Here is a 13742-nt window from a genome sequence, read left to right as displayed (position 1 = left end):
TGAAAGTAGACAATATTGTTATCTGTTGCGTGCAATAAATTAAAGATTCGCGGCAGCAAAACCAACTCGGCTGCGGCCAACCCTGTCTCATTCTTAACAAAATTCGGTCACGCGACTAATTTCTGAAGTTTTTTGACATCACGTGAGCGGAACGAATACTGTGCGGCTCACCGTAAATTCCTGCGGACCTGCCCTACCCACTACCGATTTTTGGAGAACAGATGAACCTTCGCTTGAGCATCATCGCCGCGGCTATCGCCGCACTCCCCGCTCTGCACGCAACCGCCCAGACCCGTGGCGTGCTGCCTGAGAGCCTGATGGCCGCACCGGCTGAGCCCATGAACGCCACCGCCAAAGCCAATCTGGAGAACCGCCTGGCCGCACGGCGCGCCGCCGCCGGCCTGGACGACGAACACGGCTACAAGATCACCGCGCAGCACCCGGGCGAAGCCGGCACCCGCATCGCGCGTGCCCAGCACACCTTCAAGGGCCTGCGCATCTTCGGCTCGGACTCCGTGATCGTCACCGATGACAACGGCGAAGTCGTCAGCGAATCCGCCTCCAGCCGCCGCCAGGGCCTGTCCAGCTCGCGCGCCGCCGTCGCGGCCGGCATGGGCATGCCCGACGTGACCGCATCGGTCTCGCAGGAAGACGTCATCAACAGCGTTGTCAAGCGCGTCGCGCCGGTCGGCGTGCACCGCTGGAAGCCGGAAGCGGAACTGCTGATCTACCCGGTCATGAAGACCGTGCGCGTGGCGGCCGCCGCCAACAAGCCGGAGTTCGCGCTGAACGCGCTGGACCTGGAAGAAGTCGTCGACCACTACGAACTGGCCTACCTGGTCAAGACCCGCATGGCCAGCGGCAGCAAGCTGGTCTACCGCGACAGCATCGTCAACGCCAAGACCGGCGCCCTGATCGCCGAATGGGACGCGCTGCAGACCGTGATCGGCACGGGCAACAGCCAGTACAACGGCCAGGTGCCGATCAACACCACGCTGTCGGGCAGCACCTACCAGATGCTGGACACCAGCCGCGGCACCGGCGGCAAATACGGCGGCATGGCCATCACCAATGCCAACCACAGCTCGGCCAACGCGCCGAACCCGGGCCAGATCTATACCAACAGCACCAACACCTGGGGCGATGGCCAGCAGTACATCCCCGGCGGCAGCACCACCAACGCCAACGGCCAGACCGCGGCCGTGAACGCGCTGTGGGGCCTGATGAACACCTACGACACGATGAAGAACGTGGTCGGCTGGCGCAGCCTGGACGGCAACAACACCGCGACCTACATCGCCGTCCACGTCGACAACAACTACGACAACGCCTTCTTCGACCCGAGCTGCAAGTGCATGTACATCGGCGACGGCAGCAGCTTCAAGAACCTGGGCTCGATCGACGTGATCGGCCACGAAATGGGCCACGGCGTGACCGACGCCACGTCGAACCTGGTCTACTCGGGCGAATCGGGCGGCCTGAACGAATCGAACTCGGACATCCAGGGCGAAGCGACGGAAGCCTATGCCCGCGCAGGCGGCACCGGCACGACCATTCCATCGACGGGCAACGACTGGGTGATGGGCGCCGAAATCAGCAAGACCGGCACCCCGCTGCGCTACATGTACAAGCCAAGCAAGGACGGCTCGAGCCCGAACGCCTGGAGCACCAGCCTGAAGAACATCGACGTGCACTACAGCAGTGGCCCGAACAACCGCATGTTCTACTTCCTGGCCAACGGCTCCAGCGCCACCACGACCAGCGACTACTACAGCCAGTACCTGACCCAGAACCCGAAGAACATGACGGGTATCGGCACGGACAAGGCCTTCCGCATCTGGTTCAAGGCCAACACCACCAAGTTCACGTCGTCGACCAACTACGCCGACGCACGCAACAAGGTGCTGCAGGCGGCCGAAGAACTGTACGGCGTGGGCAGCAAGGAAGCGACCGCCGTCAAGCGTGCTTACGCGGCGATCAACGTCGGTACCGACGTGCCTGAATCGGGCACCGGCACGGGTGTGTCGATCACGACGCAGCCAGCCTCGATCACCGTGGCAGCCGGCGCCACCGCCAGCTTCACCGTGGGCGCCAGCGGCGGCACCTCGCCTTACAGCTACAAGTGGTACAAGAACGGCACGCTGGTCTCCGGCGCCACCGCGGCCACCTACTCGTTCACCGCGCAAACCACCGACAACGGCGCCACGATCAAGGCAACCGTGACGGATTCCTCGTCCACGCCAGTGACCGTCACGTCCGGTAACGCGACGCTGACCGTCGGCAGCGGCGGCGGCACGACCGAGCGCGTGGCCAACGGCGGCTTCGAATCGGGCACCACCGGCTGGGCCGGCACCACCGGCGCGATCGGCACCTTCACGGGCCAGACCGCATACGAAGGCAGCAAGTACGCCTACCTGGGCGGCAACGGCACGACGGCGACCGAGACCCTGACCCAGGACATCGCGATCCCATCGACCGCCACCTCGGCCAACCTGACGTTCGCGCTGCACATCGACACGGCCGAAACGGGCACCACGGTGTACGACAAGCTGGTCGTCACGGTGAAGAACACGTCCGGCACGACCCTGGGCACGCTGGCGACCTACTCCAACGCCAACGCCGCCTCGGGCTACCAGGTGCGCAGCTTCAGCCTGCTGCCGTACAAGGGCCAGACCGTGCGCCTGTCGTTCGCGATGACGGAAGACGCGTCGGCACAGACCTCCTTCGTGGTCGACAAGGTCAGCGTCCTGACCCAGTAATCGGCGGCCTGGCCGGTCGGACGCTTGCGGCCCGACCTGCATCCGCCCCGTTGTCATCACTGTACCGTCACGGCGGGCTCCTTCGCGGGAGCCCGCCGTTATTTCATCGGGGGCCACGGCGGGAGCTGAAATTTAACAAAACCCGGCAACCCGACTAATTTCGTAAGTTTTTTGACATCGCGGGATCGAAAAGAATACTGTGCCATCACCGCACATTCCTGCGGACCTGCCCTCCCCCCCTACCGATTCTGGAGACAAGATGAACCTTCGCTTGAGTATCATCGCCGCGGCTATCGCCGCACTCCCCGCTCTGCACGCAACCGCCCAAACCCGTGGCGTGCTGCCTGAGAGCCTGATGGCCGCGCCTGCTGAGCCCATGAATGCCACCGCCAAGGCCAATCTGGAGAACCGCCTGGCCGCACGGCGCGCCGCCGCCGGCCTGGACGACGAACATGGCTACAAGATCACCGTGCAGCACCCGGGCGAAGCCGGCACCCGCATCGCGCGTGCCCAGCACACCTTCAAGGGCTTGCGCATCTTCGGCTCCGATTCCGTGATCGTCACCGATGACAACGGCGAAGTCGTCAGCGAATCCGCCTCCAACCGCCGCCAGGGCCTGTCCAGCTCGCGCGCCGCCGTGGCGGCCGGCATGGGCATGCCCGACGTGACGGCATCCGTCTCGGCCGAAGACGTCATCAACAGCGTCGTCAAGCGCGTCGCGCCGGTCGGCGTGCACCGCTGGAAGCCGGAAGCGGAACTGCTGATCTACCCGGTCATGAAGACCGTGCGCGTGGCGGCCGCCGCCAACAAGCCGGAGTTCGCGCTGAACGCGCTGGACCTGGAAGAAGTCGTCGACCACTACGAACTGGCCTACCTGGTCAAGACCCGCATGGCCAGCGGCAGCAAGCTGGTCTACCGCGACAGCATCGTCAACGCCAAGACCGGCGCCCTGATCGCCGAATGGGACGCGCTGCAGACCGTGATCGGCACGGGCAACAGCCAGTACAACGGCCAGGTGCCGATCAACACCACGCTGTCGGGCAGCACCTACCAGATGCTGGACACCAGCCGCGGCACCGGCGGCAGATACGGCGGCATGGCCATCACCAACGCCAATCACAGCTCGGCCAACTCGCCGAACGCGGGCCAGATCTATACCAACAGCACCAACACCTGGGGCGACGGCCAGCAGTACATCCCCGGCGGCAGCACCACCAACGCCAACGGCCAAACCGCGGCCGTTAACGCGCTGTGGGGCCTGATGAACACCTACGACACGATGAAGAACGTGGTCGGCTGGCGCAGCCTGGACGGCAACAACACCGCGACCTACATCGCCGTCCACGTCGACAACAACTACGACAACGCCTTCTTCGACCCGAGCTGCAAGTGCATGTTCATCGGCGACGGCGGCAGCTCGTTCAACAACCTGGGCTCGATCGACGTGATCGGCCACGAAATGGGCCACGGCGTGACCGATGCCACCTCGAACCTGGTCTACTCGGGCGAATCGGGCGGCCTGAACGAATCGAACTCGGACATCCAGGGCGAAGCGACGGAAGCCTATGCCCGCGCAGGCGGCACCGGCACGACCATTCCATCGACGGGCAACGACTGGGTGATGGGCGCCGAAATCAGCAAGACCGGCAGACCGCTGCGCTATATGTACAAGCCGAGCAAGGACAGCCGCAGCCCGGACGCCTGGAGCAGCACGATCAAGAACCTGGACGTCCACCTCAGCAGCGGCCCGAACAACCGCATGTTCTACTTCCTGGCCAACGGCTCCAGCGCCACCTCGGGCAGCGACTACTACAGCCAGTACCTGACCCAGACCCCACGCAACATGACGGGTATCGGCACGGACAAGGCCTTCCGCATCTGGTTCAAGGCCAACACCACCAAGTTCACCTCGTCGACCAACTACGCCGACGCACGCAACAAGGTGCTGCAGGCAGCCGAAGAACTGTACGGCGTGGGCAGCAAGGAAGCGACCGCCGTCAAGCGTGCTTACGCGGCGATCAACGTCGGCACCGACGTGCCTGAATCGGGCACCGGCACGGGCGTCTCGATCACCACGCAACCGGCTTCGATCACCGTGGCACCAGGCGCCACCGCCAGCTTCACCGTGGGCGCCAGCGGCGGCACCTCGCCGTACAGCTACAAGTGGTACAAGAACGGCACGCTGGTTGCCGGCGCCACCTCGGCCACCTACTCCTTCACCGCCCAGTCGACCGACAACGGCGCCCAGGTGAAGGCCACCGTGACCGATTCGTCGTCCACGCCAGTGACCGTCACGTCCGGCACCGCGACCCTGACCGTCAGCGGCAGCGGCGGCGGCACGACCGAGCGGGTGACCAACGGCGGCTTCGAATCGGGCACCACCGGCTGGGCCGGCACCACCGGCGTGATCGGCAGCTTCACGGGCCAGACCGCGTACGAAGGCACCCGCTACGCCTACCTGGGCGGCAATGGCAGGACGGCGACCGAGACGCTGACGCAAGCGGTCGCGATCCCTTCGACCGTCACGTCGGCGAAGCTGACGTTCGCGCTGCACATCGATACGGCTGAAACGGAAGCGGTTGCGTACGACAAGCTGGTCGTTACCGTGAAGAACAGCAGCGGCAGCGTGCTGGCTACGGTAGGAACGTACACCAACTTGAATGCCGCAACGGGCTATCAGGTTCGTACCGCCGACCTGACGCAGTTCAAGGGCCAGACCGTCACCCTGTCGTTCGCGATGAACGAGGATGCGTCGTTACAGACCTCCTTCGTGGTCGACAAGGTCAGCCTGCTGACCCAGTAACTGACAGCCTGGCAGGCGGTGTCATTCCTGGCGCCGCCTGCTATCATGACTGTTCCGTCACGGCGGGCTCCCCAGCGGGAGCCCGCCGTCATTTCACCGGACAGGCATGCCAGATTTGTTCAGCTTTTTCAAACGCTTCCGCTCTCCGCCACGCACTGGCGCACCCGTCCCGTTCTCCACGTACGACGCTTTCGAACACCGTTTCACCGATTCGCCCGTGCGCTTTCGCCTGGTCTGCCTGCGCATCGACGGCTGTGACTGGGGGCGGCATGCGCGCTTTACCGAACCGGTGATGAACGCCGACGGCGGTCGAATTTTCATGTGGGAGCTGAAGTGGGTACCTGCGCTGCATGAGGACCGCGACTTTCCCCGCACCGGCTGGCATCGGCGCGAGGTCATGGTGAACCTCGTGGCGCGCACCTTCGAAGCCTCGGCCTGGAAGGCCATCAGCGCGGCGCCGGTCAAGATCGCGCCACGCTGGCATCTGGTCGGCAAGGCGCGCGACATTGCGGCATTCCGCTCGCCGCCCGACGAGCGCGGCAATCCGATCCGGCGCGTAACCGACGACCTGATCGAAGTGCTTGAGCACGGCGAAAGCAAGGCCTTTCCGTGGGCAGGCCTGCGCCTGATCCACTTCACCCGCACCGCGGCCAACACCATGGCCACGCCGGTCAACGAAGCGACGCTCGAGGGTGGCGGCCATGTCACCGCCAGGTTGCCGGATGACCTGTCACACCCGTTCTACCGGCAGCTCGTCAAACGTGGTCATATCGACCAGGCCGCGCTCGAGGCCTTCTTTGCGCGCGACAGCGACAGCGAACTGACCGTGCTGTCCGCACGCGGCGATATCGCGCTGGTAGACGTGGACGAAGAGCAGGCCCTTGCCGCGCTGTGGAACGCCGCCCCGGGCGAGCGGATCGACGCGGGCGGGCTGCTCGTCCAGGCGCTCAAGCCGGACCACGAACGCGGTCTCGACGCTTTCCCGCCCCGCCGCTTCCACTTCGATTTCTCGACCATCAACGGCAAGGGCAACCCGGCGCTGTGGCGCAACGAGGTCGCACGCTGGCGCAAGACGCTGCGGCCGGGCTGGCGCGTCACTTACCGCGAACAGGGCTCTCCCCTGCTCGATCTGCAGGGCGCCCGCCTGGCGCTGACGCTGTACTACAGCCGCTCGTCCGGCACCGGCTGGTTGACCATCGACCCCTGGTGGTACCGCCACAGGCTGTTGCAGGAAGCGCGTTGGCAGACCGACTTCGCGCCGACGCATTCGAGCGTGATCCCGAACGCCACGGTGTCGTCGCACTACGGCAGGCCGCCCGAGTGCCTGCTGCCGGCTCCCGACGGCTTGCACCGCCCGCAGCTGACGCTGTGGCGCGACGAGACCGGCCGCTGCGGCCTGACGCACGAAGGCTGGCTGCACCTGTGGCGGCGCGACGAGGTGGTGGCCATCGAGGACGGCGTCAGCGACGAACTCGCCGACCGGGGCGGTCCCTACTATGAGATCGACATCGTCTTTGTCGGCAACGCTCGGCTGACGCTCGGGCGCGGCAACGGCAGCGCGCAAGAACTGAACGCATTTTTCCAATAACGACAAGCACGGAGCACACATGAACGGCATCGGCGGCAAAAACATCGAGGAAGCACTGGCGACACTGGAAGACATGACGGCGGGCGCCGTGCCCATCGGCCGCGACGAGCACCTGGCGCGCATCGCCAAGGCGCAGGCGTACATGCAGCGCGAAGGCATCGCCGCCGTCTACCTGAACGCCGGCGCCAACCTGCTGTATTTCACCGGCACGCGCTGGTACGCCAGCGAGCGCATGGTGGGCGCCATCCTGCCGGCCAGTGGCCCGGTGGAATACATCGCGCCCGCGTTCGAGCACGACACGCTGAAGGACTTCATGCTGGTCGACGGTCCTGTCAACTGCTGGGAAGAGCACGAAAGTCCATACCGCCTGTTCGTCGACGTGCTGGCGCGGATGGGCATTGCGCAGGACGAGCAACGCCCGCCGCGCGTGGGCATCTGCGAAAGCGCCGCCTTCTTCATCTACGACGGCATTCGCCCGCTGGCCGCCGGCTATGCGCTGGAGAACGCCCGTGCCGTGACGGCGCACTGCCGCACGCGCAAGTCGCGGGCCGAGATCGCGCTGATGCAGCGCGCCATGGACATGACCTTGGCCGTGCACGTGGCCACCGCCAGCATCCTGCGCGAAGGCATCACGACGGCGGAAGTGGAAGAATTCATCGCCCGCGCGCATCGCAAGGTGGGCGCCTCCGGCTCCTACTTCTGCATCGTGCTGTTCGGCCCCGCTACCGCCTTCCCGCACGGCGTCAGCTATGTGCAGACCTTGAAGGAAGGCGACACGGTGCTGATCGACACCGGCTGCAAGCTGCACAACTACATTTCCGACATCACGCGCACCTACGTGTACGGCACGCCGAGCGAACGCCAGCGCTTCGTCTGGAACGCGGAAAAGGCGGCGCAGCAGGCCGCGTTCGAAGCGGCCCGCCTGGACGTACCGTGCGAAGAAGTGGACGCCGCCGCGCGCCGCTCGCTGGAAGCCAACGGCTTCGGTCCCGGCTACAAGCTGCCCGGCCTGCCGCACCGCACCGGCCACGGCATCGGCCTGGACATCCATGAATGGCCGTACCTCGTGGGCGGCGACAAGACGCCGCTGGACGTAGGCATGTGCTTCTCGAACGAGCCGATGATCTGCGTGCCGGGCGAATTCGGCATCCGCCACGAGGACCACTTCTACATGACGGAACAGGGCCCGGCGTGGTTCACGCAGCCGGCACGGTCGATCGACGATCCATTCGGCTTGCGCGGTTGATTCATCGACGGCGCTGGCGCCGCTGGGGTCTGTCCCTGCACAGGGACTGACCCCGAAGTTCAGTGAATATCAGGCAAACTTCGGGGTCAGTCCCCTGCGGGGACAGACCCCAACCTCATGCTCTTTTGGACACCAGCGTCAGGATGTCATAACTCGCCACCAGCTCGTCGTTCTGGTTCGTCACCTGCACGTCCCATGCCACGACACCCTGGCCGACGCCCTTGTCGTCCTTGCGGTTGCGATCGACCTTGCGCTTGCACGTCAGGCGGGCGCGGATCGTGTCGCCGATCGCCACCGGCGTGATGAAGCGCAGGTTGTCCAGGCCGTAGTTGGCCAGCACCGGACCCGGGGCCGGCGAGACGAACAGGCCGGCCGCGGCGGACAGCACGAAGTAGCCGTGCGCGATGCGCTTGCCGAACTGCGTGTCCTTGGCCGCGATCTCGTCGAAGTGCATGTAGAAATAGTCGCCCGAGACACCACCGAAGTTGACGATGTCCGCCTCGCTGACGGTGCGGCGGTGCGTCAGCAAGGAGTCGCCCACCTGCAGATCCTCGAAATGCTTGCGGAACGGGTGCACCTCGCTCTCGCGCACCGCGCCACCCCGCACGTATTCGCCCGTGATGGCCGAGAGCATCGTCGGCGAGCCCTGCACCGCGGCGCGCTGCAGGAAGTGCTTGACGGCGCGGATGCCGCCCAGCTCCTCGCCGCCGCCGGCGCGGCCCGGACCGCCGTGCTTGAGCTGCGGCAGCGGCGAGCCGTGGCCCGTCGAATCCACCGACGCCTCGCGTTCCAATACCAGCACGCGGCCATGATGGGCGGCCGCCATCGGCACTGCGTACGCGGCCGTGGCGGGGTCCTTCGTCACCAGGGTCGAGACCAAGCTGCCCTTGCCGCGCGCGGCCAGCGCCAGCGCCTCGTCGATGCCGTCGTACGTCATCAGGGTGCTGACGGGACCGAAGGCTTCGACGTCGTGCACCGCGTCGTTCTCCATTGCGTTGCGGCACATGACCAGCGTGGGCGAGAAGAACGCGCCCTCGTGCACGCCGTCGCCCACCAGTTTCAGCTCTTCCGGGCGGCCGTACAGCAGCTCATTGCCGGCCAGCAGGCGCTCGACCTGGGCCGCGACGTCGCGCTGCTGGTCCTTCGAGGCCAGCGCGCCCATGCGCACGCCGTCGATGGATGGATCGCCCACGGTGATCTTGGCCAGCCGGTCGCGCAGGCGCTCGGCCACGTTGTCGGCCTGCTGGCGCGGCACGATGATGCGGCGAATCGCCGTGCACTTCTGGCCGGCCTTGCCCGTCATCTCGCGCGCCACTTCCTTGACGAACAGGTCGAATTCCGGATCGTCCGGCGTCACGTCCGGCGCCAGGATGGCGCAGTTCAGCGAGTCCGCCTCCGCCGTGAACGGCACCGAGTTGGCGATCAGGTTGCGGTTGGCGCGCAGCTTGGCCGCCGTGTCGGCCGAGCCGGTGAAGGTGACGGCATCGAAGCCGGTCAGGCGGTCCAGCAGGTCGCCCGTGCTGCCGATGACGAGCTGCAGCGCGCCCGCGGGCAGCAGGTTCGATTCGTGCACCATGCGCACCAGCGCCTCGGTCAGGTAGCTGGTCGCCGTGGCCGGCTTGCCGATGCACGGCATCGCGGCCAGGAAGCTGGGCGCGAATTTTTCCAGCAGGCCCCAGATCGGAAAGTTGAATGCATTGATGTGCACCGCGATGCCGCCCTTCGGCACCAGGATGTGGGTGCCGGAGAAGCCGCCGCGCTTGCCCAGCGCCAGTGCCGGGCCTTCGTGCAGCACGTTCGACGAGGGCAGCTCGCGGCTGCCCATGCTGGCGTACGCGAACAGGGTGCCGATGCCGCCTTCCACGTCCACCCAGCTGTCGGCGCGGGTGGCGCCGGTCAGGTGCGAGATGCGGTACAGCTCTTCCTTGCGCTCCATCAGGTACAGCGCCAGCGCCTTCAGCACGGCGGCGCGCTGCTGGAAGTCGAGCTGCATCAGCGCCGGGATGCCGGTCTTGCGGCCGTAGTCCACGGCCTCGGCGAAGTCGACGACTTCCGCATGCGTGTGATAGATCAGCTGGTTGTTCAGCGCGCCGTGCAGCGGCTGGTGCGCTTCCTTGCCGTGCCAGCGGCCGGCGATGAAGCTTTGCAGGGTGGTTGCCATGGTCTTGTCTCCAGGGTTATCTAGTTTTATGGACGTGCAGCGGCAGCGAGCTGTCCCACTGCATGCGCGGGCGGTCCGGCGCCACCTCGGTGTGCGCCTCGACCTCGCGCATCGTCTCGCGCGAGCGCACCGCCAGCTCGTGGTACTGGCCGGTGCCGATATTCTTCCATTCCAGTTCCGCATCGGTGACCTGCCGAACGATGCGTGCCGGGGTGCCGATGACCATGCTGCGCGGCGGGATGTCCATGCCGGCCTTGACGAAGCACATGGCGGCGACGATGCTCTCGGCGCCCACCACCGCGTTGTCCATCACGACGGCATTCATGCCCACCAGCGCATTGCGGCCGATGCGGCAGCCGTGCAGCACGGCGCCGTGGCCGATGTGGCCGTCCACCTCGACCACCGTGTCCGAGCCGGCGAAGCCGTGCATCACGCAGGTGTCCTGCACGTTGACGCCTTCTTCCAGGATCAGGCGGCCGAAATCGCCGCGCAGCGACGCCAGCGGCCCGATATAGCAGCGCGGGCCGACGATGACGTCGCCGATCAGCACCGCCGTCGGGTGGACGTAGGCGCTGGGGTGGACGACCGGGCGGATGCCGTTGATCTCGTAGACCTTGACCATCGGCTCAGACCCGCTCGATGACGATGGCGATGCCCTGGCCCACGCCGATGCACATCGTGCACAGCGCATAGCGGCCGCCGGTGCGCTCCAGCTGATTGACCGCCGCCGTGATGAGGCGGGCGCCGGAAGCACCCAGCGGGTGGCCGATGGCGATGGCGCCGCCGTTCGGATTGACCTGCGGCGCGTCGTCCGGCAGGCCCAGGTCGCGCGTGACGGCCAGGCCCTGGGCGGCGAACGCCTCGTTCAATTCGATCACGTCCATCTGCTCGATGGAGAGGCCCAGCTGCGCCAGCAGCTTCTTCGACGCCGGCGCCGGCGCGAAGCCCATGATGCGCGGCTCGACACCGGCCGTGGCCATGCCCAGCACTTTCGCGCGCGGTTTCAGGCCGTATTGCTCGACCGCCTTGCTCGAGGCCAGCAGCACGGCGCAGGCGCCGTCGTTGATGCCGGAGGCGTTACCGGCCGTGACGGTGCCGCCGGCGCGCACAACAGGCTTCAGCTTGGCCAGCTGTTCCAGCGACATGTCGGCCCGCGGTCCCTCGTCGGCGTCCACCACCTTCGGATCGCCCTTCTTCTGAGGCACCGTGACGGGCACGATCTCCTGCGCGAACACGCCGGCCTCGCGTGCGGCGGCGCAGCGCTGCTGGCTGCGCAGCGCGAACGCGTCCTGGTCGGCGCGGCTGACGTTGAACTGCTCGGCCACGTTCTCCGCCGTCTCCGGCATCGTGTCGATGCCGTACTGCTCCTTCATGCGCGGGTTGACGAAGCGCCAGCCGATCGTCGTGTCTTCGATCTTCGCCGTGCGGGAAAACGCCGTGTCGGCCTTCGCCATCACGAACGGCGCGCGCGTCATGCTTTCCACGCCGCCGGCGATGACGAGGTGTGCCTCGCCCGCCTTGATGGCCCGGGCGGCGGTGCCGACGGCGTCCAGGCTGGAGCCGCACAGGCGGTTGACGGTGTTCCCTGGCACCGAAGGCGGCAGCCCGGCCAGCAGCGCGGCCATGCGGCCCACGTTGCGGTTATCCTCGCCGGCCTGGTTGGCGCAGCCGTAGATCACGTCGTCGACCTGCGACCAGTCCACGCCGGGATTGCGCTCGATCAGTGCGGCGATCGGCAGCGCGGCCAGGTCGTCGGTGCGCACGGTGGCGAGCGCGCCGCCGAAGCGGCCGAACGGGGTACGGATGGCGTCACAGATATAGGCTTCGTTCATTTGTTGTCCTCAGTTGCGGGGTCGTTTGTCGATGACGCGCCTGGCCTTGCCGGTCAGCGTGCGCTCGATGCTGTCGGCGGCCAGCAGGCGCACACTGGTGGTGACGCCCACGTACGTCTTGATATGGTGTTCCAGTTCGCGCGCCAGGCTGTCGATGGCGTTGTCGGTCAGGGCGCCGGTGACCTCGGGGCGCAGCTCGCCGACCACGTCCAGCTTGTCCAGGTGGCCATCGCGCGTGACGATCAGCTGGTACTGCGGCGCCAGTTGCGGCATCTTCAGGATCAGTTCCTCGATCTGGGTGGGGAACACGTTGACGCCACGGATGATCAGCATGTCGTCCGAGCGGCCCGTGATCTTGCCCATGCGGCGCATGGCGCGCGACGTGGGCGGCAGCAGCCGGGTCAGGTCCTTCGTGCGGTAGCGGATCACCGGCATGGCTTCTTTTGTCAGCGACGTGAACACCAGCTCGCCCTCGCTGCCGTCCGGCAGCACCTCGCCCGTCTCCGGGTCGATGATCTCGGGATAGAAGTGGTCCTCCCAGATGACGGGACCGTCCTTGCTCTCGATGCACTCGCTGGCCACGCCCGGGCCGATCACTTCGGACAGGCCGTAGATGTCCACCGCGTCGATGCCGGCGCGCTGCTCGATCTCGGCGCGCATCGCGTCCGTCCACGGCTCGGCGCCGAAGATGCCGACCTGCAGCGAGGACTGCGCCGGGTCCAGGCCCTGGCGGCGGAACTCCTCGATGATGTTCAGCATGTACGACGGCGTGACCATGATGATCGAGGGCTTGAAGTCTTGAATGAGCTGCACCTGCTTTTCGGTCTGGCCGCCGGACATCGGCACGACCGTGCAGCCCAGCCGCTCGGCCCCGTAGTGCGCGCCCAGGCCGCCCGTGAACAGGCCATAGCCGTACGAGATGTGCACCATGTCGCCGGCGCGACCACCGGCGGCGCGGATCGAGCGCGCCACCATGTTCGCCCACATGTCGATGTCGTTCTGCGTGTAGCCGACGACAGTTGCCTTGCCTGTGGTACCGCTCGACGCGTGGATGCGCACGACCCGTTCGCGTGGCACGGCGAACAGGCCGAACGGGTAATTGTCGCGCAGCGTGGCCTTGTCCGTGAACGGGAATTTGGCCAGGTCGGCCAGCGTTTTCAGGTCGTCCGGGTGGACGCCTTTCGCATCGAAGGCGGCGCGGTAGTGCGCCACATTCTCGTAGGCGTGGCGCAGCGATTGCTGCAGGCGCTGCAGCTGCAATGCCTGCAGTTCGTCGCGGCTGGCGCGCTCGATCGGTTCCAGGTCCGCTTGCGCGGGTACGCGTTGCACCATGGGTGTCTCCCTCGTTCGGTT

8 protein-coding genes are annotated in these 13742 nt (G+C 66.4%); 4 read left to right on the top strand and 4 right to left on the bottom strand.

Features of this window, described 5'->3' with window-relative positions:
* Nucleotides 1-221: 221 nt before the first annotated feature.
* The 4 genes from E7V67_002410 (at nucleotide 222) to E7V67_002395 (ending at nucleotide 8396) form a co-directional block, all read left to right on the top strand.
* On the top strand, nucleotides 222-2759 hold the full coding sequence (locus E7V67_002410) for a M4 family metallopeptidase (protein WUR13980.1): 2538 nt from the start codon (nucleotides 222-224) through the stop codon (nucleotides 2757-2759).
* A 376-nt stretch (nucleotides 2760-3135) separates the two neighbouring features.
* Nucleotides 3136-5562, top strand: a complete 2427-nt coding sequence (locus tag E7V67_002405) for a M4 family metallopeptidase (protein ID WUR13979.1) — start codon at nucleotides 3136-3138, stop codon at nucleotides 5560-5562.
* Nucleotides 5563-5668: 106 nt separating this feature from the next.
* Nucleotides 5669-7150, top strand: coding sequence for a hypothetical protein (locus E7V67_002400; protein WUR13978.1), 1482 nt, complete (start codon nucleotides 5669-5671; stop codon nucleotides 7148-7150).
* A gap of 19 nt (nucleotides 7151-7169) precedes the next feature.
* Nucleotides 7170-8396, top strand: coding sequence for a Xaa-Pro peptidase family protein (locus E7V67_002395; GenBank protein WUR13977.1), 1227 nt, complete (start codon nucleotides 7170-7172; stop codon nucleotides 8394-8396).
* A gap of 115 nt (nucleotides 8397-8511) precedes the next feature.
* Here the strand turns inward: E7V67_002395 and paaZ are convergent, their stop codons facing one another.
* From paaZ to paaK, 4 genes are read right to left on the bottom strand one after another with little or no spacing between them, the layout of a single operon-like run.
* Nucleotides 8512-10557, bottom strand: coding sequence for a phenylacetic acid degradation bifunctional protein PaaZ (gene paaZ / locus E7V67_002390; GenBank protein ID WUR13976.1), 2046 nt, complete (start codon nucleotides 10555-10557; stop codon nucleotides 8512-8514).
* Nucleotides 10558-10573: 16 nt separating this feature from the next.
* Nucleotides 10574-11179, bottom strand: coding sequence for a phenylacetic acid degradation protein PaaY (locus tag E7V67_002385; GenBank protein ID WUR13975.1), 606 nt, complete (start codon nucleotides 11177-11179; stop codon nucleotides 10574-10576).
* A 4-nt stretch (nucleotides 11180-11183) separates the two neighbouring features.
* Entirely contained in the window at nucleotides 11184-12389 is a 1206-nt protein-coding gene (gene pcaF, locus E7V67_002380; GenBank protein WUR13974.1) for a 3-oxoadipyl-CoA thiolase, read from the bottom strand.
* Nucleotides 12390-12398: 9 nt separating this feature from the next.
* On the bottom strand, nucleotides 12399-13721 hold the full coding sequence (paaK, locus tag E7V67_002375; protein ID WUR13973.1) for a phenylacetate--CoA ligase PaaK: 1323 nt from the start codon (nucleotides 13719-13721) through the stop codon (nucleotides 12399-12401).
* Between the last annotated feature and the right edge of the window lie 21 nt (nucleotides 13722-13742).

This window comes from [Empedobacter] haloabium (assembly GCA_008011715.2).
GTDB classification, from domain to species: domain Bacteria; phylum Pseudomonadota; class Gammaproteobacteria; order Burkholderiales; family Burkholderiaceae_D; genus Rugamonas; species Rugamonas haloabia.
Note: the sequence above shows the minus strand (reverse complement) of the source record. Positions and strands in the feature narration are given on the sequence as shown.

What these genes read in the sequence shown, in the direction of transcription:
- paaZ (WUR13976.1), bottom strand. Translation starts at nt 10,557, where the DNA reads ATGGCAACCACCCTGCAAAGCTTCATCGCCGGCCGCTGGCACGGCAAG.
- E7V67_002405 (WUR13979.1), top strand. Translation starts at nt 3,136, where the DNA reads ATGAATGCCACCGCCAAGGCCAATCTGGAGAACCGCCTGGCCGCACGG.
- E7V67_002385 (WUR13975.1), bottom strand. Translation starts at nt 11,179, where the DNA reads ATGGTCAAGGTCTACGAGATCAACGGCATCCGCCCGGTCGTCCACCCC.
- E7V67_002410 (WUR13980.1), top strand. Translation starts at nt 222, where the DNA reads ATGAACCTTCGCTTGAGCATCATCGCCGCGGCTATCGCCGCACTCCCC.
- pcaF (WUR13974.1), bottom strand. Translation starts at nt 12,389, where the DNA reads ATGAACGAAGCCTATATCTGTGACGCCATCCGTACCCCGTTCGGCCGC.
- E7V67_002400 (WUR13978.1), top strand. Translation starts at nt 5,669, where the DNA reads ATGCCAGATTTGTTCAGCTTTTTCAAACGCTTCCGCTCTCCGCCACGC.
- paaK (WUR13973.1), bottom strand. Translation starts at nt 13,721, where the DNA reads ATGGTGCAACGCGTACCCGCGCAAGCGGACCTGGAACCGATCGAGCGC.
- E7V67_002395 (WUR13977.1), top strand. Translation starts at nt 7,170, where the DNA reads ATGAACGGCATCGGCGGCAAAAACATCGAGGAAGCACTGGCGACACTG.